General features: G+C 60.2%; 21 protein-coding genes. 12 read left to right on the top strand and 9 right to left on the bottom strand.

What is annotated here, in order from left to right; genetic code table 11:
* The first annotated feature begins 22 nt into the window (after positions 1-22).
* Positions 23-925 (top strand): DMT family transporter, encoded by a 903-nt coding sequence (locus J3361_RS10500; protein WP_207964367.1) that lies wholly within the window; start codon positions 23-25, stop codon positions 923-925.
* 156 nt (positions 926-1,081) lie between these two features.
* On the opposite strand, the gene J3361_RS10495 is transcribed toward J3361_RS10500, so the two are convergent.
* The 5 genes from J3361_RS10495 to norR all read right to left on the bottom strand — a co-directional run bounded on the left by J3361_RS10495 (position 1,082) and on the right by norR (position 6,278).
* A complete protein-coding gene (locus J3361_RS10495) occupies positions 1,082-2,053 on the bottom strand; it encodes a D-glycerate dehydrogenase (protein ID WP_207964365.1) in 972 nt (323 codons plus the stop codon).
* Between the two features lie 208 nt (positions 2,054-2,261).
* The gene (locus tag J3361_RS10490; protein WP_207964363.1) at positions 2,262-3,011 is read right to left on the bottom strand and encodes a YkgJ family cysteine cluster protein; all 750 of its coding nucleotides are present in this window, start codon (positions 3,009-3,011) and stop codon (positions 2,262-2,264) included.
* 79 nt (positions 3,012-3,090) lie between these two features.
* Complete coding sequence (locus J3361_RS10485) at positions 3,091-3,420, bottom strand: hypothetical protein (RefSeq protein WP_207964361.1); 330 nt, start codon at positions 3,418-3,420, stop codon at positions 3,091-3,093.
* Positions 3,421-3,538: 118 nt separating this feature from the next.
* Positions 3,539-4,441 carry a chemotaxis protein gene (locus J3361_RS10480; protein ID WP_030139917.1) on the bottom strand — a complete coding sequence of 301 codons (903 nt, stop codon included), beginning with the start codon at positions 4,439-4,441 and terminating at the stop codon, positions 3,539-3,541.
* Positions 4,442-4,721: 280 nt separating this feature from the next.
* Positions 4,722-6,278 carry a nitric oxide reductase transcriptional regulator NorR gene (gene norR, locus J3361_RS10475; RefSeq protein ID WP_207964358.1) on the bottom strand — a complete coding sequence of 519 codons (1,557 nt, stop codon included), beginning with the start codon at positions 6,276-6,278 and terminating at the stop codon, positions 4,722-4,724.
* A gap of 152 nt (positions 6,279-6,430) precedes the next feature.
* Between norR and hmpA the strand changes: the two genes are divergently transcribed.
* The 9 genes from hmpA to J3361_RS10430 all read left to right on the top strand — a co-directional run bounded on the left by hmpA (position 6,431) and on the right by J3361_RS10430 (position 15,389).
* Positions 6,431-7,612: an NO-inducible flavohemoprotein gene (hmpA, locus tag J3361_RS10470; protein ID WP_207964356.1), complete on the top strand. Its 1,182-nt coding sequence runs from the start codon at positions 6,431-6,433 to the stop codon at positions 7,610-7,612.
* An 849-nt stretch (positions 7,613-8,461) separates the two neighbouring features.
* Positions 8,462-8,971 (top strand): disulfide bond formation protein B, encoded by a 510-nt coding sequence (locus J3361_RS10465; protein ID WP_060740730.1) that lies wholly within the window; start codon positions 8,462-8,464, stop codon positions 8,969-8,971.
* A 776-nt stretch (positions 8,972-9,747) separates the two neighbouring features.
* Entirely contained in the window at positions 9,748-10,695 is a 948-nt protein-coding gene (cyoA, locus tag J3361_RS10460; RefSeq protein ID WP_207964354.1) for a ubiquinol oxidase subunit II, read from the top strand.
* Between the two features lie 3 nt (positions 10,696-10,698).
* Positions 10,699-12,729, top strand: coding sequence for a cytochrome o ubiquinol oxidase subunit I (cyoB, locus tag J3361_RS10455; protein WP_186705090.1), 2,031 nt, complete (start codon positions 10,699-10,701; stop codon positions 12,727-12,729).
* Positions 12,730-12,732: 3 nt separating this feature from the next.
* Complete coding sequence (locus J3361_RS10450; RefSeq protein WP_186705091.1) at positions 12,733-13,359, top strand: cytochrome o ubiquinol oxidase subunit III; 627 nt, start codon at positions 12,733-12,735, stop codon at positions 13,357-13,359.
* Positions 13,360-13,695 carry a cytochrome o ubiquinol oxidase subunit IV gene (cyoD, locus tag J3361_RS10445; protein ID WP_186705092.1) on the top strand — a complete coding sequence of 112 codons (336 nt, stop codon included), beginning with the start codon at positions 13,360-13,362 and terminating at the stop codon, positions 13,693-13,695.
* Between the two features lie 11 nt (positions 13,696-13,706).
* Complete coding sequence (cyoE, locus tag J3361_RS10440; RefSeq protein ID WP_003178131.1) at positions 13,707-14,594, top strand: heme o synthase; 888 nt, start codon at positions 13,707-13,709, stop codon at positions 14,592-14,594.
* 139 nt (positions 14,595-14,733) lie between these two features.
* Positions 14,734-15,078 carry a toxin gene (locus J3361_RS10435; RefSeq protein ID WP_207964353.1) on the top strand — a complete coding sequence of 115 codons (345 nt, stop codon included), beginning with the start codon at positions 14,734-14,736 and terminating at the stop codon, positions 15,076-15,078.
* Positions 15,075-15,389: a helix-turn-helix domain-containing protein gene (locus J3361_RS10430; RefSeq protein ID WP_030139928.1), complete on the top strand. Its 315-nt coding sequence runs from the start codon at positions 15,075-15,077 to the stop codon at positions 15,387-15,389. Before J3361_RS10435 ends, J3361_RS10430 begins: the two co-directional genes overlap by 4 nt.
* A 193-nt stretch (positions 15,390-15,582) precedes the next feature.
* Here the strand turns inward: J3361_RS10430 and J3361_RS10425 are convergent, their stop codons facing one another.
* From J3361_RS10425 to J3361_RS10410, 4 genes are all read right to left on the bottom strand, one after another.
* On the bottom strand, positions 15,583-16,287 hold the full coding sequence (locus J3361_RS10425) for a hypothetical protein (RefSeq protein WP_207964351.1): 705 nt from the start codon (positions 16,285-16,287) through the stop codon (positions 15,583-15,585).
* A 139-nt stretch (positions 16,288-16,426) separates the two neighbouring features.
* The gene (locus J3361_RS10420; protein WP_207964349.1) at positions 16,427-17,170 is read right to left on the bottom strand and encodes a DUF72 domain-containing protein; all 744 of its coding nucleotides are present in this window, start codon (positions 17,168-17,170) and stop codon (positions 16,427-16,429) included.
* A gap of 91 nt (positions 17,171-17,261) precedes the next feature.
* Positions 17,262-18,275: a sensor domain-containing diguanylate cyclase gene (locus tag J3361_RS10415; protein ID WP_207964347.1), complete on the bottom strand. Its 1,014-nt coding sequence runs from the start codon at positions 18,273-18,275 to the stop codon at positions 17,262-17,264.
* A gap of 193 nt (positions 18,276-18,468) precedes the next feature.
* Entirely contained in the window at positions 18,469-19,386 is a 918-nt protein-coding gene (locus tag J3361_RS10410; RefSeq protein WP_207964345.1) for a LysR family transcriptional regulator, read from the bottom strand.
* 99 nt (positions 19,387-19,485) lie between these two features.
* On the opposite strand from J3361_RS10410, the gene J3361_RS10405 reads away from it, so the two are divergent.
* Both J3361_RS10405 and J3361_RS10400 read left to right on the top strand, forming a co-directional pair.
* Positions 19,486-20,661 (top strand): aspartate aminotransferase family protein, encoded by a 1,176-nt coding sequence (locus tag J3361_RS10405; RefSeq protein WP_207964343.1) that lies wholly within the window; start codon positions 19,486-19,488, stop codon positions 20,659-20,661.
* A gap of 151 nt (positions 20,662-20,812) precedes the next feature.
* On the top strand, positions 20,813-21,550 hold the full coding sequence (locus J3361_RS10400; RefSeq protein ID WP_207964342.1) for an OmpA family protein: 738 nt from the start codon (positions 20,813-20,815) through the stop codon (positions 21,548-21,550).
* The last annotated feature ends 165 nt before the right edge of the window (positions 21,551-21,715 follow it).

Below are 21,715 nucleotides of genomic sequence, written 5' to 3'. Positions count from 1 at the left end.
GCCATTGCCAGGAGTCACCGTCATGAACCTCTCGTTGTACCTGCTCACCGTGCTCATCTGGGGCACCACCTGGATCGCCCTGAAACTGCAGTTGGGTGTCGTCGCCATCCCGGTGTCGATCGTTTATCGCTTTGGCCTCGCGGCATTGATCCTGTTTGCCATGCTCTTGCTCAGCCGGCGCTTGCAGGTGATGAACCGGCGCGGCCACTTGATTTGCGTCGCCCAGGGCCTGTGCCTGTTCTGCATCAATTTCATGTGCTTCCTGACCGCCAGCCAGTGGATCCCCAGTGGTTTGGTCGCCGTGGTGTTTTCCACCGCCACGCTCTGGAACGCCCTCAATGCCCGGGTTTTCTTCGGTCAACGGATTGCCCGTAACGTATTGCTGGGCGGCGCCTTGGGGCTGTTCGGGTTGGCATTATTGTTCTGGCCGGAACTGGCCGGTCACAGCGCAAGCCCACAAACGCTGCTGGGCTTGGCACTGGCACTGCTGGGGACGTTGTGTTTTTCGGCGGGCAACATGCTGTCGAGCCTGCAACAGAAAGCCGGCCTCAAGCCCCTGACCACCAATGCCTGGGGCATGGCCTATGGCGCGGCGATGCTGGCGGTGTGGTGTGCGCTCAAAGGCATCCCATTCGACATGGAATGGAACACGCGCTACATCGGTTCGTTGTTGTACCTGGTGATCCCGGGGTCGGTCATCGGCTTTACCGCCTACCTGACGCTGGTGGGGCGCATGGGGCCGGAGCGGGCGGCGTATTGCACCGTGCTGTTTCCGGTGGTGGCGTTGAACGTCTCGGCCTTTGTCGAGGGCTACCAGTGGACGGCGCCGGCCTTGGTGGGGTTGGTGCTGGTGATGCTGGGTAACGTACTGGTGTTTCGCAAGCCCCGGCCAGTGTCGGCGAGAGTTGCGCTGGGTGCTCGCTGAGGCATAACGTCTGGCAATAATCCTGTGGCGAGGGAGCTTGCTCCCGCTGGGTTGCGAAGCGACCCCAAGGTGTATCTGCCACCACGGTGCATCAGATAAACCGCAAGGGGCTGCTGCGCAGCCCAGCGGGAGCAAGCTCCCTCGCCACCGCGTGTTCTATTTCCAGACTTGTGGGTTGACAAGGTTCTTCGGTCGCTCACCCAGTAAGGCACTGCGCAAGTTATCCACAGCAAGATTGGCCATTGCCTCACGGGTCTCGTGGGTGGCGGAGCCGATATGGGGCAGGGTCACGGCGTTTTTCAGCTGGAACAATGGCGATTCGGCCAGCGGTTCTTTCTCGTAGACATCCAGTCCGGCACCGCGGATACGACCGTTCTGCAAGGCTTCGATCAGCGCTGGCTCATCCACCACCGGGCCACGGGAAATGTTGACTAGGATGGCACTCGGCTTCATCAGCCCCAGTTCACGCTGGCCGATCAAATGACGGGTCTTCTCGCTCAATGGCACCACGAGGCAGACGAAGTCGGCTTCGGCCAACAACTGGTCCAGTTCACGAAATTGTGCACCCAACTGGTTCTCCAGCTCGGTCTTGCGACTGTTGCCGCTGTACAGGATCGGCATGTTGAACCCCAGCCGGCCACGCCGGGCAATGGCTGCGCCGATGTTGCCCATGCCGACGATGCCTAGGGTCTTGCCATGTACGTCGCTGCCGAACAGTTGCGGGCCGACGGTCGCCTGCCATTGCCCGGCCTTGGTCCAGGCATCCAGTTCGGCCACGCGCCGGGCGCTGCTCATCAGCAGGGCGAAGGCCAGGTCGGCGGTGCTTTCGGTGAGCACGTCGGGGGTGTTGGTGAGCATGATCCCGCGCTCGTTGAAGTAGGCCAGGTCGTAGTTGTCGTAGCCCACCGACACGCTGGAGACCACTTGCAGGTTCGTGGCGCTCTGCAGTTGCTCGCGGCCAAGCTTGCGACCGACACCAATCAGCCCATGGACGTGGGGCAAGGCTTCGTTGAACTGCGCGTTGATGTCGCCGTTCGACGGATTGGGGACGATCACCTCGAAGTCCTGGCGCAGGCGCTCGATCATGGGAGGTGTGATACGGCTGAAGGCAAGTACGGTTTTTTTCATCGTGCAAGGCTCATCTGCAGGGAATACCAAGCACGCTAACATTCCTGGCGCGGGTTAGGCGAGAGGGGAAGCGATTGAACGCAGTAAATCCCTTTGTGGGAGCGAGCCTGCTCGCGATGGCGTTGCATCAGTCACATAGAGGTGACTGACAGATCGCTATCGCGAGCAGGCTCGCTCCCACAAGGGCTCTACTTCATCCCTTGAATATCTATGCAGCCCGCAGGGAAATGAAGGCGTAGTTGACCGGTGCCTCGGTGACCACGCTTGCGCCACTGGCCGTCACTTGGCTGGCAACGTCCTCGCCGGACAGGTGGAACTGCCATTCACCCGCTTCGGGGTCCAACGGCTGTGAGCGGGCCTGATCAATCGCGGCGGCGAACGCGGCCATGTTCGGCAGGTAGGCCGTGAATCCATCGCCTTTCAACGCCGTCGTGTGGATGCCCAAGGACATACAGATACGCTCCTTGATCGCGATTTCTTCACGATCAGCCTGGCGTGAACGCTCGATCAACCGGGCCAGCTCCTGGTCCACCAACTCACCGCCGACGATCAACTGCGGTCCCGTTTCCCACGACTCCGGCGGGCAATCTTTGGCGGCGGTGTTGAGCGGGATGTGTGGGTTGATTTCCATGGGGTAGATGCGGCAAACCAATGGCCTGCGCTCGTAGATACGGCACAGGTTGTCGGCGTCCAGATTATGGCAAGGGCCAGGGTTATAAGCGGCGAAGGTGATTGCCACGAGCGCCTCGCTCGCGCCGCTACGGACCACCGCCGAACGGCGTTCGGCATGTTCGCGCTGCGCCACCGGAAGGCCGAGGCCATTGGGCAGGAAGGCCTCGACCAGGACAATCACCTGGCCGCCGTCATTGGCCCACATCCTGGCTTCGTCGAGCGTCAGGGGAACGTGATGACCGGTGCAGCATTTACCGCACCCTACGCAGGAAAACGTTGTGTTCATTGATCGACCGAAGGCAATAGGCTGAAAGCGGCGACAGAAAAACGCCGCGATGAGCCGTGCGAAGCAAGTTGTGCGCCATTCATCGAGGGGCGTCGGCGGGGCGGACCGAGTCCCATTCGGTGACGAAGGCGGTCTTGGTTTTCTTGCGGTAGAGGCACAGCTCGGTGCCGGTTGCGCCTTTCATATGTTTCTGTGGGTATTGGCCTTGCAGCAACAGTGCGGTGTAGCCCACCCGGTCGTCGAATTGTGCGGCGGTGCCGACGGGTTCGGGGGCTTTCAGGCCGCTGGCCTTCAGGCAACTGGCGAGCACTTTTTTATCGTAGGCGGCCCAGGCGTCGGGGCTGGAAGCCTGGGCCTGGAGGGCCATGGCGGCAGTGAAGCCGAGGAGCATCAGCGCAGGGGTTTTCATCAACAATGTCCTTGTTCAGGGGAACCAGGTCAGGAGTATGCCTGAGGTCGGGACAGGGTTCAGAGGCCGCGAAGCCAGCAGCCTCCTGGAACTTGGCCCGCATTGACGCGCATGATTTTCAGCGACCTTGTTCGGCGACGGCCTTGGCCGCGGTGATCAGGCACTTGGTCAATTCGGGCGACGAAAATTTGGTAAGCACCCCGTTTGCGCCGGCCAATCGTGCTTTCTCACTGTTCATGGCGCTGTCGAGCGAGGTGTGCAGCAATACGTAGAGGTGCGCGAAATCCGGTGTCTCGCGCAGGGTCCGGGTGAGGGCGTAGCCGTCCATTTCCGACATTTCGATATCGGAAACGATCAGGTTGATCTCCTGCGCAGTGCCCTGCAGCTCCAGCAGGCAGTCGATGGCTTCCTTGGCGCTGCGGGCGGTGTGGCATTGCAGACCCAGGTTGCGCAGGGTGTGCACCGATTGCTGCAAGGCGACCTGACTGTCATCGACCACCAGGATCCGGGCGTTGCCCAGGACCTCGGCGTCTTCCATGCTCAGCTCGGTCGGTGCGGTTTCGATCTGCGCCGGCGCGATGCCGTGGATGACCTTTTCGATATCCAATACTTGCACCAGCGTGCCGTCCACCGAGGTCACGCCGGTGATGAACGCACGCACACCGCCGGAACCGTAGGGCGGCGGTTTGATGTCGGTGGTCAGGCAATGCACGATCTTGCTCACCGCCTGCACATGCAAGCCCTGTTTGGAGCGGCTGACGTCGGTGACGATCAGGCAGCCGCCGTCCGGGTCTTCCAGTGGCCGCTCGCCAATGGCGCGGCTCAGGTCGATCACCGACAACGATGTCCCGCGCAGGGTGGCGATGCCTTTGACGTGCGGGTGGGACTCCGGCAGCTTGGTCAATGGTGGGCAGGGAATGATTTCACTGACCTTGAGCAGGTTGATCGCCATCAGCTTGCCGCTGCGCAAGGTAAACAGCAGAAGCGAAAGTGAATCTGCGCGGGCTTTGTTGGAAGACATAAAAACCTTCTGTGGAAAAAGGTGGGGCGAGCATGAAGGTCGCCAGAACAGCTTGTGATATTGGGTTATCGACTTGTCGGGGGCAGGCTTTAGGGTGAAAGCCTGTCGATCACATGGATCGTTGTAACAAGATCCTTGTGCGGGATAGCTTTTGTGGCGAGGGAGCTTGCTCCCGCTCGGCCGCGCAGCGGTCGTAAGATTCGAAACCGCGCTGCGGTTGATGGGCCTGCTTCACGCCCAGCGGGAGCAAGCTCCCTCGCCACAAAAGCACCTCCAACCACTATTTCAGGCCAAGCCGTTTGGCCATCCGCCCCAGGTTCGCGCGGTCCAGCCCCAGCTCCCGGGCGGCGCTGGCCCAGTTGTGTTGGTGACGCTCCAGGCAGGCGGCGATCAAATTGCGTTGGAATTCGTCCACCGCTTCGCGCAAGTCCCCCGTCACGCCTGGTGTGGCCGGTGCCGGGGTGTTGGATAACGGCTCGGCGTTATCCACAGCAGCCTGGGGCAAGTCCAGGTCCTGGGCGCTGAGACTGAGGATTTTCGGGCGCGCCGGGCATCGGCCCAAGGCCTTCAGGGCGCTGCGGCCGATCAGGTGTTCCAGCTCGCGCACGTTGCCCGGCCAGTCGTAGGCCAGCAGTGCGGCCTGGGCATCGCTGGTCAGGCGCAGGCTGCCCAGGCCCATGCGCGAACGATTCTGTTCGAGGAAAAAACCGCTGAGCAGCAGCACGTCCCGCCCGCGTTCGCGCAGCGCCGGCACCTGCAAGGGATACACGCTCAAACGATGATAGAAGTCGGCTCGATAACGGCCGTTGCGCACTTCTTCGGCGAGGTCGCGATTGGTGGCCGCGATCAGGCGAACATCGACTCGGTGCTCCTTGTCCGAACCCAGGCGCTGCAGTTGGCCGCTTTGCAACACCCGCAGCAACTTGGCCTGGACAGTCAGGGACAACTCGCCGACTTCGTCGAGGAACAAGGTGCCGCCGTCGGCCAGTTCAAACTTGCCGCGCCGGTCGTTCGTGGCGCCGGTGAAGGCGCCACGGACATGGCCGAAGAGTTCACTTTCCACCAGCGTATCCGGCAGGGCGGCGCAATTGAGGCTGATGAGCGGCTGGTCGGCGCGTTTCGACGCGGCGTGGATGGCCTGGGCGACCAGTTCCTTGCCAACACCGGTTTCGCCGGTGATCAATACCGTCAGGTCGCTGCCGCCCACCAACGTGATCTCTTCCACCAGGCGCTTGTGGGCCTTGCTCTGGCCGACCATGTCGCGGTGTTGCTGGCCGCTGGCCTGGCGATAGACCTCGGCGCGGCGATGTTCGTCCTCGGCTTTCAAGGCCAGGCGCTCGATGCGCTCGGCGGCGCTGACCGTGGCGGCGGCGAGGCTGGCGAAAGCTTGAAGGGCACTGAGGTCGATGGGTTCGAAGCGCTCCGGATCCAACGAATCCAGGGTCAGCAGGCCCCAGGGGCGCTCGTCGATGAACAGTGGGCAACCCATGCAGTCGTGGACTTCCAAGTGCTCAGCCAGCCCCTCGACCAGCCCGTCGTAGGGATCGGGCAGGCCGCTGTCGGCGGCGAAGCGGGTGGGGTGCGGATTGGCCAGCAGCGCTTCGAAACGCGGGTGTTCGCTGACCCTGAATCGCCGACCCAGTGTGTCGGCGCTCAAGCCATCCACGGCGAGCGGCACCAGGCAGTCGCCATCCAGGCGCAGCAACGCTGCCGCATCGCAGGGCAGCAGGGTGCGCAGGGTGCCGAGCAGGCGCCGATAACGTTCACCTTCAGGCAGTTCACGGGACAGGTCGGCCACCAGCGGCAGCAGGGAAGTCAGCAGGGCGGTTGCGGTCATAATGACTCCATGTAGTCGTAACGACTATAAATTCAGTCGTGTCGGTATGACTACATTGTTATTAACTTGCTGATATTAAAGGTAAAAAAATCTGGCACGGAAACTGATATGACATAGGTAACTGTTATCGATCATACGTCAGGAGTCACCCTATGCTCAGTCGAGAAGAACGCGCCATCATTCGCTCCACCGTGCCCTTGCTGGAAAGCGGTGGGGAGGCGCTGATCACTCACTTCTATCGCATGATGCTGTCCGAATACCCGCAAGTGCGCCCCCTGTTCAACCAGGCTCACCAAGCCAGTGGCGATCAACCGCGTGCGTTGGCCAACGGCGTGTTGATGTACGCGCGGCACATTGATCAGCTTGACCAATTGGGCGACCTGGTGGCGAAAATCGTCAACAAGCACGTTGCCTTGCAGATCCTGCCGGAACATTACCCGATTGTTGGTGCGTGCCTGTTGCGGGCAATCGCCGAGGTGTTGGGCGCAGAGATCGCCACGCCCGAAGTGATCGCGGCATGGGGCGCTGCCTACAATCAGCTGGCCGATATCCTGATCGGCGCTGAAGCTGGCATGTACGACAAGAAGGCCGAGGCACCGGGTGGCTGGCGTGGCGAGCGTGAGTTCATCTTGGCGGCCAAGGTCCAGGAAAGCTCGGAGATCACCTCGTTCTACTTTGAGCCGGCAGACAAGGGCCCAATCCTGGTCGCTGAGCCGGGCCAGTACATCGGCATGAAACTCATCCTCGACGGCGAGGAAGTGCGCCGCAACTATTCGCTGTCGGCCTTGGCGGACAATGGTCAATACCGGATCAGCGTCAAGCGCGAGCCGGGCGGGCGGGTGTCGAACTTCCTGCATCATCATTTTGAGGTCGGCAGTCGCATCCAGTTGTTCCCGCCGTCCGGGGATTTCTACCTGAGCGCCAGCGAAAAACCGTTGGTGCTGATCAGCGGCGGCGTTGGTATTACCCCGACCCTGGCCATGTTGCAGGCCGCACTGCAAACCGAGCGGCCGGTGCATTTCATTCACTGCGCACGCAACGGCCGCGTCCATGCCTTCCGTGACTGGATCGACGATTTGGCCAAGCGGCATCCGCAACTCAAGCGTTTTTACTGCTACGACGAAGACGACGGGGTGAGCCCGGCGGCGGACAAGGTGGGGCTGTTGAGCCAGGAGCAACTGGCGCAATGGTTGCCGGAGCAGCGTGACCTGGACGCCTATTTCCTTGGGCCGAAGGGCTTCATGGGCGCCGTCAAGCGCCACCTCAAGGCCTTGGGCGTGCCGGACCGGCAGAGCCGCTACGAGTTCTTTGGCCCGGCGGCGGCACTGGAATAAGGTCGCCGCGGCAACCGGGACACCGGGTTGCCTCATCGCGAGCAGGCTCGCTCCCACAAGGGATTAGCGGTGGACACAACTCTTGTGAACACTACAGAGAAACCTGTGGGAGCGGGCTTGCTCGCGAAGACGGCGGCACATCCAACATTGATGCAAGCTGACCCACCGCTTTCGCGAGCAGGCTCGCTCCCACAAGGGGGCAGCGCTGACCATCAAACCAGGGCAAACTCCCACAAGGGATTAGCGGTGGACACAACTCTTGTGAACACTACAGAGCAACCTGTGGGAGCGGGCTTGCTCGCGAAGACGGCGGCACATCCAACATTGATGCAAGCTGACCCACCGCTTTCGCGAGCAGGCTCGCTCCCACAAGGGGGCAGCGCTGACCATCAAACCAGGGCAAACTCCCACAAGGGATTAGCGGTGGACACAACTCTTGTGAACACTACAGAGCAACCTGTGGGAGCGGGCTTGCTCGCGAAGACGGCGGCACATCCAACATTGATGCAAGCTGACCCACCGCTTTCGCGAGCAAGCCCGCTCCCACAAGGGATTAGCGGTGGACACAGCTCTTGTGAACACTACAGAGAAACCTGTGGGAGCGCTGACCATCAAACCAGGGCAAACTCCCTGTGGGAGCGAGCCTGCTCGCGATGGCGGCGGCAGGTCCGTCCCTGTCCAACTGACCAGGCATTAATCCGCACTTAACCTTCCTGCTGTCTATTCCCCCCAATGTCGACGCCCGCTGCTCGTTCACTGTCATGGTCAGCGTGTAGACTTCGGTACATCCGATTGCGCGCCGGGTGTTGCGAGGCTGCGCGTCGATTCATGCAGACAAAGGGAAACGCAATGAGTGAGGAAATGATGCGGTTAGGCCGTGAGCGGCGCTATCTGGTGCTGCTAGGGCTGATCTGCCTGGCACTGATCGGCGGTGCGCTGTACATGCAGGTGGCCCTCGGCGAGGCGCCGTGCCCGCTGTGTATCCTGCAACGCTATGCGTTGTTGCTGATCGCGATCTTCGCCTTCATCGGCGCCGCCATGCGCACCCGCCGCAGCCTGACGATTTTCGAGGGCCTGGTGGTGCTTTGCGCCCTGGCCGGGGCCGGTGTGGCCGGGCATCACGTGTACACCCAGTTCTTCCCTGCGGTCAGTTGCGGTATCGACGTATTGCAACCGATTGTCGATGACCTCCCGCTGGCGAAGATCTTCCCACTGGGGTTCCAGGTTGATGGCTTTTGCTCCACCCCCTATCCACCGATCCTGGGCCTGTCCCTGGCGCAATGGGCGCTGGTGGCCTTCGTATTGACGGTGGTCCTGGTGCCGTTGCTGGTGTCGCGTAACCGCAAACCGCTTCGCTGAAACGCCCCAACGAAACGCCCCGGTTTCTCCCTTGGAGTGCCGGGGCGTTTTACGTTTCATGCCCGGGGCGGAGCGTCCTTGATCCGGAGCAAGAATGACCTGCGACAACGTGCGACACGTTGTCACATATCTTGCGACGCTCAGGCCTTTCGACGGCGATTAAGCGCACATTCCTGTAACAAAAAACCGTCTGGTTTCGCAGCCGGCCTCTCCCTTGTAGCAGGCATTTTTAACAGCGCAGCGTCAGGCGGCGCAGGCCCCTGAAAATGGGCGCTTGCCGGGCAAAAAAGCCCTTCTGAATCCTCTCGAGCTGTCTAAATCGGGCGTAGTAGACCTACGTTTTTTGGGGTTCTTGTTGAGAATTAATTTCGATAAGATGCTGGCCCGTTGCAATATCAGCAAGAGATTGTTGCCGGATCGGATAAAAATTATTTCGGGATGAGACATGGTCTACAGCGCGTCACCTCACTACAATCGCCCGCACCGATTTTCCGACCCGGCTCAAGCTTGAGCACGAGAGTGGTCGAAGGGCGCCAGCGCCCCATGCGACCCCAGGTGTCGGTGCCTCCAACTTTCCGCACCAAATGGAATTGGGCTTGAACTAGGCCTTTTGACCAACGAATAAGAACTCACTGCTGGCCCAGGATGTGTCGAACAGCCGCTGACGTTCGACGGGCAGCCCTTATTCAATCCAAGAAAATGCCAACCCTTGGCAGGGTGAAGTGTTGGCGATCAAAACCCAACTGCATTGCGCAAGCTGCTTTAGAGGTCGTGAGATGAGTAAAAACAGGTACCCCCGATTACTAGGCTTGTTGCCGCTGCTCGGCACGTTGCTGCTGGGAGGCTGCAACATGACCTTGCTCGATCCCAAGGGCCAGGTCGGCCTGGATGAACGAAACCTGATCATCACCGCCACGCTGCTGATGTTGCTGGTCGTTGTGCCGGTTATCGTCATGACCTTCCTGTTCGCCTGGAAGTACCGCGCAACCAACACCCAGGCCACCTACACGCCGAAATGGTCGCATTCGACCAAGATCGAAGTGGCGGTATGGACCATTCCGGTGTTGATCATCATTGCCCTGGGTTATGTCACCTACAAGTCGACCCACGCCCTGGACCCGTATCGTCCGCTGGATTCGGACGTCAAGCCGATCACCATCGAAGTGGTCTCGATGGACTGGAAGTGGCTGTTCATCTATCCGGAACAAGGCATTGCCACGGTCAACAAGATCGTGTTCCCGGCCCACACGCCGATCAATTTCAAGGTCACCTCCGACACCGTGATGAACTCGTTCTTCATCCCGGGCCTGGGCGGCCAGATCTACGCGATGGCCGGCATGCAGACCAAGCTGCACCTGATCGCCAACCAGAACACCGAACTTGAAGGTATCTCCGCCAACTACAGCGGCGCGGGTTTCACCGGCATGAAGTTCAAAGCGACCGCCACCACCCAGGAAGAATTCGACGCCTGGGTCAACGAAGTGAAGAAGGCACCTAAACAGCTTGAAAAAGCTGAATACGAAGCCCTTTCCAAGCCGAGCCAGAACAACCCAGTCGAACTCTACTCGTCGGTTACGCCGAACCTGTTCCAGACCATCATCGATAAGTATGAAGGGATGAATCCGGGCAAGCCGATGCACCACGAGAAGAAAGACAAGGAAGTGGCTCACAACATGGAAGGGATGGACATGAGCTCGCATTCAGCTGCCGGGGCAGAGGAGTAAACGATGTTAGGTAAATTAAGTTGGGAAGCGATCCCGTTCCACGAGCCGATTGTCATGGTGACCCTCGCCATCATCGCGCTCGGTGGTCTGGCATTGTTCGCCGGTATCACTTATTTCAAGAAGTGGACCTACCTGTGGACTGAGTGGCTGACCTCGGTCGACCACAAGAAAATCGGCGTGATGTACATCATCGTCGCCATGGTCATGCTGCTGCGCGGTTTTGCCGACGCCATCATGATGCGTACCCAGCTGGCCATGGCCACCGAGGGTTCGCCTGGCTACCTGCCGCCTGAACACTATGACCAGATCTTCACCGCCCACGGTGTGATCATGATCATCTTCATGGCGATGCCATTCTTCACCGGCCTGATGAACCTTGCAGTGCCGCTGCAGATCGGCGCGCGTGACGTTGCCTATCCGTTCCTGAACTCCCTCAGCTTCTGGCTGCTGGTGTCCGGCGTGGTGCTGATCAACGTATCCCTGGGTGTTGGCGAATTCGCCAAGACCGGTTGGGTCGCCTATCCGCCGTTGTCGGGGCTGCAATACAGTCCGGGCGTGGGGGTGGATTACTACATCTGGGCGCTACAGCTATCCGGGTTGGGGACAACGCTGACGGGGGTCAACTTCCTGGCCACCGTGCTGAAAATGCGTACCCCTGGCATGAAGCTGATGGACATGCCGATCTTCACCTGGACCTGCACCTGGGCCAACGTGCTGATCGTCGCTTCGTTCCCGATCCTCACCGCTACCCTGGCTTTGCTGACGCTTGACCGCTACATGGATTTCCACATTTTCACCAATGAACTGGGTGGAAATCCGATGATGTACGTCAACCTGTTCTGGGCCTGGGGTCACCCTGAGGTGTACATCCTGATCCTGCCGGCGTTCGGTATTTTCTCCGAAGTCATCTCGACCTTCTCCGGCAAGAAACTGTTTGGCCACCACTCGATGATCTACGCTTCCGGCGCGATCTCGGTACTGGGCTTCATGGTCTGGCTGCACCACTTCTTCACCATGGGCTCGGGGGCCAGCGTCAACGCCTTCTTCGGCCTGGCGACAATGCTGATCTCGATCCCGACAGGTGTGAAGCTGTTCAACTGGCTGTTCACCATCTACCAGGGCCGCCTGCGTTTCACCAGCCACGTGCTGTGGACCCTGGGCTTCATGGTGACCTTCGCCATCGGCGGCATGACCGGCGTACTGCTGGCCATCCCGGGTGCTGACTTCGTGCTGCACAACAGCCTGTTCGTGATCGCGCACTTCCATAACGTGATCATCGGCGGCGCCGTGTTCGGCTACATCGCAGGCTTTGCGTTCTACTTCCCGAAAGCGTTCGGCTTCAAGCTGCACGAAGGTTGGGGCAAGGCAGCGTTCTGGTTCTGGATCTCGGGCTTCTTCGTCGCGTTCATGCCGCTCTATGCACTGGGCTTCATGGGCATGACCCGTCGCCTGAACGCCACCACCAACCCTGAGTGGGTGCCGTACCTGTACGTCGCCATGTTCGGCGCGGTGATGATCGCGGTCGGTATCGCCTGCCAGTTGATCCAGCTGTACGTCAGCGTGCGTGATCGCAAGAAGCCGGAAAACATGTGCGAACACGGTGATCCGTGGAATGCCCATACCCTGGAATGGTCGACTTCGTCGCCACCACCGTTCTACAACTTTGCCGTGCTGCCGAAAGCGGAAACCATCGACCCGTTCACCGAAGCCAAGGAAGCCGGTACCGCGTACCAGGTTCCGGCCAAGTACGAGCCGATCCACATGCCCAACAACACCGCCACTGGTGTGGTCATGGGCGCGCTGTTGACCGTGTTCGGTTTCGCGATGATCTGGCACATCTGGTGGCTGGCCATCGTCAGCCTGGTCGGCACCGTGGCGTATTTCGTGATCCATGCCGCCCGTGACGATCAGGGCTACATGGTGCCGGTGGATGTCATCGAGCGCATCGAAGCCGAGCAGCACAAGCGCCTGGTAGCGGCCGGGAAAGTCCCCGCCACCGCCACCCGTGTTGAAACCTCGTTGGAACAGGCTTAAACCATGTCGAACTTAGTGACCAATGTTGGACACGCCCATGGTCATGACCATGGGCACGATGACCATCACCACGACTCGGGCGAGATGACCGTATTCGGTTTCTGGCTCTACCTGATGACCGACTGCATCCTGTTTGCGTCGATCTTCGCGGTCTACGCGGTGCTGGTTAACAACGTCGCCGGTGGCCCGTCGGGCCACGAAATCTTCGAACTGCCTTATGTACTGGGCGAAACCGCGCTGCTGCTGTTCAGTTCGATCACCTACGGCTTCGCCATGCTGGCGTTGTTCAAGGGCAAGAAAACCCAGGTGTTGGGCTGGTTGGCCATGACCTTCCTGCTGGGCGCCGGTTTTATCGCCATGGAGATCAACGAGTTTCATATCCTGATCGCCGAAGGCTACGGCCCTAGCCGCAGCGGCTTCCTGTCCGGGTTCTTCACCCTGGTCGGCACCCACGGCCTGCACGTGACCAGCGGCCTGATCTGGATGGCGATCATGATGTACCAGGTCCAGAAAAACGGCCTGACCGCCACCAACAAGACCCGCCTGAGCTGCCTGAGCTTGTTCTGGCACTTCCTGGACGTGGTGTGGATCTGCGTATTCACCGTTGTTTATCTGATGGGGACCCTGTAAATGGCTAACGCACATTCCCATGATGGCCATGACGCCGGCCACGGCAGCGTCAAGTCCTACGCCATCGGTTTCATCCTGTCGGTGATTTTGACCGTCATTCCGTTCGGCCTGGTGATGTACCCGTCGCTGCCCAAGACCCTGACCCTGTGGATCATCCTGATCTTCGCCGTGGTCCAGGTATTGGTGCACCTGGTGTACTTCCTGCACCTGGACCGCTCCGCTGCCCAACGTAACAACGTGGTCGCGTTTGTGTTTGCCGCGATCGTGATTGTCCTGCTGGTCGGCCTGTCGTTGTGGATCATGTTCAGCATCCACACCAACATGATGGCGCACTGAGGAAAGTCCGGATGTCCCTGAAGCACTTTATCCAAATCACCAAGCCGGGGATCATTTTCGGTAACGTGCTTTCTGTGGCAGGCGGGTTTTTCCTGGCCTCGAAAGGGCATGTCGATCTGGCCATCTTCCTGGCGGCGATGATCGGCACTTCCCTGGTGGTGGCGTCCGGTTGCGTGTTCAACAACTGCATCGACCGCGACATCGACATCAAGATGGAACGCACCAAGAATCGGGCGCTGGTCCAAGGCCTGATTCCGGTGCAACTGGCCCTGGCCTTCGCCACGGTGCTGGGCGTGGCCGGCGTGGCGCTGTTGTACTGGGTGGCCAATCCGCTGGCGGCGTTGTTCGCGGTGATCGGTTTTGTCATCTACGTCGGCCTCTACAGCCTGTACCTCAAGCGCAAGTCGGTCCACGGCACGCTGGTGGGCAGCCTGTCGGGGGCGATGCCGCCGGTGATCGGCTACGTGGCGGTCAGCAACAGCTTCGACATGGCGGCGCTGACGCTGCTGGTGATGTTCAGCTTGTGGCAGATGCCGCATTCCTACGCCATCGCGATCTTCCGCTTCAACGACTATCTGGCGGCCTCGATTCCGGTGCTGCCGGTCAAGCGCGGCATCCGCGTGGCCAAGAAGCACATCCTGCTCTACATCCTGGCCTTCCTGGTGGCGACCTTGATGCTGACCTTCAGCGGCTACGCCGGCATGAGCTACCTCGCCGTCGCCGCTGCCATGGGCATGTACTGGCTGTACATGGCCTGGACCGGCTACAAGGCGGTGGACGATACGGTCTGGGCACGCAAGCTGTTCGTGTTCTCGATCTTCACCATCACCGCCCTGAGCGTCATGATGTCCCTGGATTTCAAGGTGCCGAGTGAGTTGTTGCTGACTTACGCGCCTTAAGCGCCAGAGCTGCAAAAAAAGCCCCGCCTTCGAGAGAAGCGCGGGGCTTTTTTTGATATGGGCCATGGCTAGCCGCTGTCATTCGTCGCAATAGATTGTTGCTTGTTGATCTATACGCGATTTGCCTATAGTTTCTGCCATGCGAACCTTATTTTTTGAAACGACTACGTTCACTGCCACGGTTGGCCATTACCTGACCGATGATGAATATCGCCTGCTTCAGTTCTATATGCAGCAGCATCCAGAGGCCGGTGACGTCATGCCACGTACCGGTGGCTTCCGTAAGCTGCGTTGGTTCGATGAACGTCGTGGCAAAGGGAAGCGAGGTGGCCTGCGGGTCATTTATTATTGGTTGAGGCATGATCGTCAGTTCTGGATGTTTGCGATTTATGACAAGGACGATCTGGAAAACCTGACCTCCGAGCAAGAGAAGATGCTCAAGCGCGCCATAGAAGCTGAGTTGAAAGTACGAGGTACCTTATGAAAAAGCGCGATCTGTTTGCCGAGATGATGCAAGGCGTCGAGGAGATGGCCGCTCACCGCGAGGGCAAGATTACCCTTCGCCAGATTTCTATTGAAGACAAGCCGGTTCCCGAGGTGTCAGCCCAGGAAATCGTAGCTTTGCGCGACAGGCTTCATATGTCCCAAGCCGTCTTCGCCAAGAGCATCAGGACCAGCCCAGGTACCCTGAGAAACTGGGAGCAGGAAAAGTCCAAGCCTAATGCCCAGGCGGCTTTGTTGATCAAATTGGTCGAGAAGTTTCCGGATATGGTCGAGCGGCTTGGTGCTGTTTGATCCGCTCATAGCCATGGGAAAGCCCCGCCTTCGAGAGAAGTGCGGGGCTTTTTCTTGGGTGTTATTTCGGCTGACGAAGTTCCTGTGGGAGCGGGCTTGCTCGCGAAAGCGGTGGGTCAGTTAAGTTGAAGTTGACTGACCGGGCGCATTCGCGAGCAAGCCCGCTCCCACAAAGGAAGGCTCAACCCGGGCTTTATTGCTGGGCGATGCTGTAGCCGTCGAACGCTTTCTGCTGTTGCAGCGCGGTGACGATGCTCTTGCGGGTAACCGGTTGTTCAGTGCCGTCATTGTCCAGGAAGGTTTCGCTTTCCAGCTCGGCCTCGTCGCCTTCGCCGACGAAGTTGAAGCCCAGGAACTCGAAGGCTTCGCGGTCGACGTTCGGCTTCGAGCGCGGCGTGCGCAGCGGCAGGGTGACGCTGATGCCGTCCTTGCTGATAACAAACACTTCGGCTTCCTTCTTGGGCCGCGAGGCCTTGCCCTTGCTGCCGCTTGGGTTGCTGATGGCCTGGTGGGTCTGGTTCAGCACTTTCAGGGCCAGGCCGTAGACCAGCTCCTGGAACGACGGGTCGTCCTTGTAGCTGGAAAGAATGCGGCTGATCGGGAAGCGGCTGCTCAGGTCTTCCAGGGCCGCGAAATCGGCGGCTTCGGCGTCCTTGAGTTGTTTGAGCTGGCCCATCAGTTCGTAGGCCTTGTCGTCGTCGAAGGCATCGTGGGCCTGGCGGATAGCGTTGCGCAGTTCGCGGATCTGGTCGCTTTCGCGGTTCGACTGGAACGCATCGAGGACCATTTCGCTGATGGTTTTGGCCTGGGGCAGATGCTGTGAAAGATTGATGGAGTTTTCGTATTCCGCTTTGGACGACAGGGTGGCTACGGATTCAGCGGTGTTGGAATCGGACATTGAAATTTCACTACTTCTGTTAGCGGGATGAGGCGAGAAAGGCATTGAGCTTTTTTCCGGCCGCCTAATCTATTGGACGCGGGCGGTGTTGTCACGGTCGGAGCGGCAGTAACCGACCATTTGTTGTGGCTGGCGCGTTTCAGTCGTGCATCAGGTCCATCAATCGCAATGCATCGGCGGTCGCGGCGCCACTGGCGGTGTTGTCAAAGATGCACCAGGTCGGTGTGGCGGGGTCGGCTTTCAAGGCGCGGGCGAGGCGCTCCAGCCAGGCGTCTTCGTAAGCCGAGTAGTAAATCCGTGGCGAACCGTGCAAGCGGTAGTAGCGAATGCCGGGCCAGCCTGCGGGTCGATCGCCGCCGGGCAACGGCGACGGATCGGCGGCGACACGGCCGATGCGCTCGTCCAGCAGGATCGCTGCGGCCTGGGGCACCAGCCAGCTCGGATGCCGCGGCTCAAGCACGGCATGGCCTTGGTAACGGTCCCGCAAGGTCTTGAAGAATGCTTCGGCCACGGTCGCATCGAAGGCCAGCGACGGAGGCAACTGAATCAACAGGCAGCCAAGCTTTTCGCCCAGTTGTGAACATTGCCCGAGGAACGCATCCACAAGCCCTTCGCAATCGATCAGCCGCCGTTCATGGGTGATCTGCTTGGGTACCTTGACCGAAAAACGAAAATCCCCGGCAACGCTGTCGGCCCACTTTGCATACGTGGCGGGGCGGTGCGGACGATAGAACGAACTGTTGATTTCCACGGCGGGGAATCGGCTGCTGTAGCGCTGCAAATGCGTGCCCTCGACGGCGAAGGCCGGCCAATGCTCGCGGGGCAGCGACCAGCCGGCGCAGCCCAGGTAAAGGCGTGAGGAGGAGGGAAGTCGAGTCGGCAAGGGCGAAGGCCTGGTGGCAACGGATACAGCCTATGACCGCTGCTAACCCCCCTTGTCAGCATTCTTTTTTATCGTGGGCCTGGGCTACCGCTCATTCACAAATCACATTCTTGCCGGCCATTTTGGAGCGATACAGCGCCTGGTCCGCCCGATGCAGCAACGCCGAGTGCTGTTCATCCTCCAAGCGCTGCACCACGCCGAAACTCATGGTGATCTGGAAGTCGCCCACCGGCAGCAGGTCGGACAAGCCTCGGCGAATGCTTTCCGCCAACAGGCGGGCATCGGCCAAGGTAGTGTTGGGCAAGATCATGATGAATTCGTCACCGCCCCAGCGCACCAGCAAATCGCCGTCGCGCTCGCAGCGCTGGACGCTCTGCACCACTTGCACCAGCGCTGCGTCGCCAAAGGCATGGCCGTATTGATCGTTGATATCCTTGAAATCATCGACGTCCATGGCGATCAGCGACAACGATTCGCGAAAGCGCTGGGCACGCTCACAGGCCAGTGGCAGCGCCTGCTCCAGGCGATAGCGGTTGGCGACCCGTGTCAGGGCATCGGTTTCGGCCAACCTGCGGTTCTCGTCGAGCTGGATTTGCAACTGATGGTTGACCCTGGACAGCTCGCGTGTGCGTTCTTCGATGATCGCTTCCAGGGATTGGTTGCGCCGTTCGAGTTGTTCGAACAGGCGCTTCTTGTCATCGATACTGCGATGGGCGCCGATCATTCGAGCGACGCTGCCGTCGGGGTTGCGAGCAATGACGTAACCGCGGTCTTCGATCCAGATATAGGAGCCGTCATGGGCCCGGCATCGGTATTCGGCTTGGTATTTCGGCGATCGTTGTTCCAGGTAATCGTCGAACAGGGCCATCACCTGGGGATAATCCTCTGGATGGATCACGCTCTCCCAGGTCAGCACGGTATTGCTCAGGGAATGGGGCGTATAGCCGAGCATGGTGTACCAGCCGGGGTTGCGATAGACGAACCCGGTATTGGCGTTCCAGTCCCAGATGCCGTCGCTGACCAGCTCCATGATGGTGTGCAGCACGCTTTCGTCCAGATCGGACAAATCGAACCGCAGCAAATCGATCTTCGAGGCGTCGTCCATCGTTGTTCCCTCAATCAGCCCTGATATCAAAATGCTCTCCAGGGGTGAAGAGTAGCCGATGGGGCGCGGGGTCACTAGCCGGAGCGATGCCCTGTAGGAGCTGCCGAAGGCTGCGATCTTTTGATCTTTCGCTTGGGATTCAAGCGCCTGGGAAAAGATCGCAGCCTCGCTTCGCTCGTCAGCTCCTACATCATCATTCGGCTTGGGTTTGGGGTTTGCCCCATTTCTCCAGCGCAAACTGGACAAAACTGCGCAGCTTCGGCAAACGGTAGCGATCCTGGGCGTACATCAGGCTCATTGGCCGATGGGGCAGTTGATAATCCTGCAGCAGCGCCACCAGATCCCCTTCCTGTAGATCCTTTGCCACCAACGCGTCGGGCAGCATCACCACGCCCATTCCGGCCAGGGCGGCGCGGTGCAGGCCCGAGGAGCTGTTGATCAGCATCGGCCCGGTCACCGGGACTTTGATTTCCCCTTCCGGACCGTTGATTGGCCAGTGCTCCTGGGCGAAGCGCCATTCGTCACCAGCTGAATAGGCAAACGACAGGCAATCATGATGTTGCAGATCGTCGGGCTTTTGCGGCGTGCCTTTGCGCGCCAGGTAAGCAGGGGAGGCACAAATGGTCAGGGTGTAGTCCACCAACGGACGGGCAATCAGTTTCGGGTCGGGATGGCCGAGGCGAATGGCGACATCGAAGCCATGGTCAAGCAGGTCCAGGCGCTGGTTGGTCAGTACCACGTCGAGTTTGACCTGGGCGAAGCGCTGGCTGAATTCGGCCAGGGCCGGCGCGAGGCGTTCGGTGCCGAAGGTCAGCGGCGCGGTGATGCGCAGGGTGCCGGTGGGCTCGCCTTGGGTCTGTTCGGCCAGGCGCTCGGAATCGGCCACCAGCCCCAGCACTTCCAGGCAGCGCTGGTAATAGGCCGAGCCGAACTCAGTCAGGCGCTGGCGCCGAGTCGTACGGTTGATCAGGCGCACGCCGAGACGTTGCTCCAGTGCGCGAAGATGATTGCCCACCATTGTCGTAGACATTTCGCACGCCTGGGCCGCCGCCGTCAGGCTTCCGGTTTCCACCACCTTCACGTAAACGGTCATTGCCTGGAACAAATCCATTATCAAGCTCAGCTTTTAAATGATTGAAGTAAAGCGACGTTTATCCAGCCTTGGTGGCTAACCATACTGGAAAAAACCACCCTGATGGAGCTTGATGCCATGACCGCTGCCTGCCTGATGACCACTTACCAACCCCTGGCGCTGAGTTTCACCCATGGTTTGGGGACGCGCCTGTGGGACCAGGACGGTCGCGAATACCTCGATGCGGTGGCGGGCGTGGCGGTGACCAATGTCGGCCACTCCCACCCGCGGCTGGTGGCCGCCATCAGCGAGCAGGCCGGCTTGCTGTTGCACACCTCCAACCTGTACAGCATCGATTGGCAGCGGCGCCTGGCGCAAAAACTCACCCGGCTGTCCGGGCTGGAGCGGGCGTTTTTCAACAACTCGGGCGCTGAGGCCAACGAAACTGCGCTGAAACTGGCGCGCCTCTACGGCTGGCACAAGGGCATCGAGCAGCCGTTGGTGGTGGTCATGGACAATGCGTTCCATGGGCGCACCTTGGGCACGATGTCCGCCAGTGACGGCCCGTCCGTGCGGCTGGGCTACAACCGGTTGCCGGGGGATTTCATCAAGGTGCCGTTCGGCGATCTCGCGGCGCTGGAGCAGATCCAGCAGGCTCATGCCGAGCGCATCGTCGCGGTGCTGGTGGAGCCGATCCAAGGCGAAAGCGGCGTGCAACTCGCCCCGCCGGGTTATCTCAAGGCCTTGCGGCAGCTGTGCAGCCGGCGTGCCTGGCTGTTGATGCTCGATGAGATCCAGACCGGCATCGGCCGTACCGGCCAATGGTTCGCGTTCCAGCACGAGGGCATCGTGCCGGACGTCATGACCCTGGCCAAAGGCCTGGGCAACGGCGTGCCCATCGGTGCCTGCCTGGCCCGGGGCAAGGCCGCCGAGCTGTTTACCCCAGGCAGTCATGGCAGTACGTTCGGTGGTAATCCATTGGCCTGTCGGGTCGGCTGCACGGTGCTGGACATCATCGAGGAACAAGCGCTGGTGGAGAACGCCAGGCATCAAGGCGAACAGTTGCTGAGTCGACTGCGGACCGAACTGGCGGACAACCCGAACGTATTGGCGATTCGCGGCCAGGGCTTGATGATCGGCATCGAACTCAAGCAACCGATCCGCGACCTGACCCTGCGCGCCGCCCGGGACCACGGCCTGCTGATCAATGTCACCCGGGGCCAGACCATTCGCCTGCTGCCGCCGCTGACCATCGATGGGCGCGAAGTGGAGATGATTGTCAGGGGCGTGAGCCGCTGTCTGGCGCAGGCTTGAGGGGCGTTCGCCCGGTTGACGGTTTTTATCGGTGAGCCGGGCGAAGCGCAACGCAGCGGGACGGAATTTTTAACGATTGCCGCGTTCCAACGCCTGCCAGAGTCGATTGCCTACACTTTGGCATTCAGACTGAAAACCCAGGAGCATCTTCATGTTCACCTCGCGTCGCTTGATCGTTGTCGCTACTGCCGTAGCTTTGTTGTCCGGCTGTGCGTCGCCTAACCCCTATGACAACCAGGGCCAGGCCTCTACCGATTCGTCGGGCATGAGCAAAACCGCCAAGTACGGCGGCCTCGGTGCACTGGCGGGGGCGCTGGCCGGTGCGGCCATCGGTCACGATAACCGCGGCAAGGGCGCATTGATCGGCGCGGCGGTGGTGGGGGCTTCCGCGGCCGGCTATGGCTACTATGCCGACCAGCAGGAAAAGAAGCTGCGCGCCAGCATGGCCAATACCGGTGTTGAAGTGCAGCGCCAGGGCGACCAGATCAAGCTGATCATGCCGGGCAACATCACTTTCGCCACCGACTCGGCGAACATCGCGTCCAGCTTCTACCAGCCGCTGAACAACCTGGCCAACTCCCTCAAGGAGTTCAACCAGAACCAGATCGAGATTGTCGGTTACACCGACAGCACCGGCAGCCGCCAGCACAACATGGACCTGTCCCAGCGACGCGCCCAGAGCGTGGCGACCTACCTGACATCCCAGGGTGTGAGCGGTGCCAACCTGTCGGCCCGTGGCGCCGGCCCGGACAACCCGGTGGCGAGCAACGCCGACGTCAATGGCCGCGCGCAAAACCGTCGGGTCGAGGTTAATCTCAAGGCGATTCCTGGGCAGCAGTACCAGGCGCCGCAGCAGCAGCAGGGCCAGACTTACCAGCAGTATCCTTGATCGCTGGGCGGTAAATGAAAGGGGGCCCCCGGAAATGGGTCCCCTTTTTTTTTGCGACCAGCGTTTGGGCTTTTGTGGCGAGGGAGCTTGCTCCCGCTGGGCTGCGAAGCAGTCCTGAGATCATTCGCCTTGATTCTCCTGGGACACCGCGTTCGCTGATTTGGG

The sequence above is a fragment of the Pseudomonas sp. OA65 genome (assembly GCF_017498305.1).
In the GTDB taxonomy this organism is placed as follows: Bacteria; Pseudomonadota; Gammaproteobacteria; order Pseudomonadales; family Pseudomonadaceae; genus Aquipseudomonas; species Aquipseudomonas zanjanensis.
The sequence above is the reverse complement of the archived record's forward strand: the minus strand, read 5'-3'. Positions and strand labels throughout refer to the sequence as shown.

What these genes read in the sequence shown, in the direction of transcription:
- J3361_RS10500 (WP_207964367.1), top strand. Translation starts at nt 23, where the DNA reads ATGAACCTCTCGTTGTACCTGCTCACCGTGCTCATCTGGGGCACCACC.
- J3361_RS10495 (WP_207964365.1), bottom strand. Translation starts at nt 2,053, where the DNA reads ATGAAAAAAACCGTACTTGCCTTCAGCCGTATCACACCTCCCATGATC.
- J3361_RS10490 (WP_207964363.1), bottom strand. Translation starts at nt 3,011, where the DNA reads ATGAACACAACGTTTTCCTGCGTAGGGTGCGGTAAATGCTGCACCGGT.
- J3361_RS10485 (WP_207964361.1), bottom strand. Translation starts at nt 3,420, where the DNA reads ATGAAAACCCCTGCGCTGATGCTCCTCGGCTTCACTGCCGCCATGGCC.
- J3361_RS10480 (WP_030139917.1), bottom strand. Translation starts at nt 4,441, where the DNA reads ATGTCTTCCAACAAAGCCCGCGCAGATTCACTTTCGCTTCTGCTGTTT.
- norR (WP_207964358.1), bottom strand. Translation starts at nt 6,278, where the DNA reads ATGACCGCAACCGCCCTGCTGACTTCCCTGCTGCCGCTGGTGGCCGAC.
- hmpA (WP_207964356.1), top strand. Translation starts at nt 6,431, where the DNA reads ATGCTCAGTCGAGAAGAACGCGCCATCATTCGCTCCACCGTGCCCTTG.
- J3361_RS10465 (WP_060740730.1), top strand. Translation starts at nt 8,462, where the DNA reads ATGAGTGAGGAAATGATGCGGTTAGGCCGTGAGCGGCGCTATCTGGTG.
- cyoA (WP_207964354.1), top strand. Translation starts at nt 9,748, where the DNA reads ATGAGTAAAAACAGGTACCCCCGATTACTAGGCTTGTTGCCGCTGCTC.
- cyoB (WP_186705090.1), top strand. Translation starts at nt 10,699, where the DNA reads ATGTTAGGTAAATTAAGTTGGGAAGCGATCCCGTTCCACGAGCCGATT.
- J3361_RS10450 (WP_186705091.1), top strand. Translation starts at nt 12,733, where the DNA reads ATGTCGAACTTAGTGACCAATGTTGGACACGCCCATGGTCATGACCAT.
- cyoD (WP_186705092.1), top strand. Translation starts at nt 13,360, where the DNA reads ATGGCTAACGCACATTCCCATGATGGCCATGACGCCGGCCACGGCAGC.
- cyoE (WP_003178131.1), top strand. Translation starts at nt 13,707, where the DNA reads ATGTCCCTGAAGCACTTTATCCAAATCACCAAGCCGGGGATCATTTTC.
- J3361_RS10435 (WP_207964353.1), top strand. Translation starts at nt 14,734, where the DNA reads ATGCGAACCTTATTTTTTGAAACGACTACGTTCACTGCCACGGTTGGC.
- J3361_RS10430 (WP_030139928.1), top strand. Translation starts at nt 15,075, where the DNA reads ATGAAAAAGCGCGATCTGTTTGCCGAGATGATGCAAGGCGTCGAGGAG.
- J3361_RS10425 (WP_207964351.1), bottom strand. Translation starts at nt 16,287, where the DNA reads ATGTCCGATTCCAACACCGCTGAATCCGTAGCCACCCTGTCGTCCAAA.
- J3361_RS10415 (WP_207964347.1), bottom strand. Translation starts at nt 18,275, where the DNA reads ATGGACGACGCCTCGAAGATCGATTTGCTGCGGTTCGATTTGTCCGAT.
- J3361_RS10410 (WP_207964345.1), bottom strand. Translation starts at nt 19,386, where the DNA reads ATGGATTTGTTCCAGGCAATGACCGTTTACGTGAAGGTGGTGGAAACC.
- J3361_RS10405 (WP_207964343.1), top strand. Translation starts at nt 19,486, where the DNA reads ATGACCGCTGCCTGCCTGATGACCACTTACCAACCCCTGGCGCTGAGT.
- J3361_RS10400 (WP_207964342.1), top strand. Translation starts at nt 20,813, where the DNA reads ATGTTCACCTCGCGTCGCTTGATCGTTGTCGCTACTGCCGTAGCTTTG.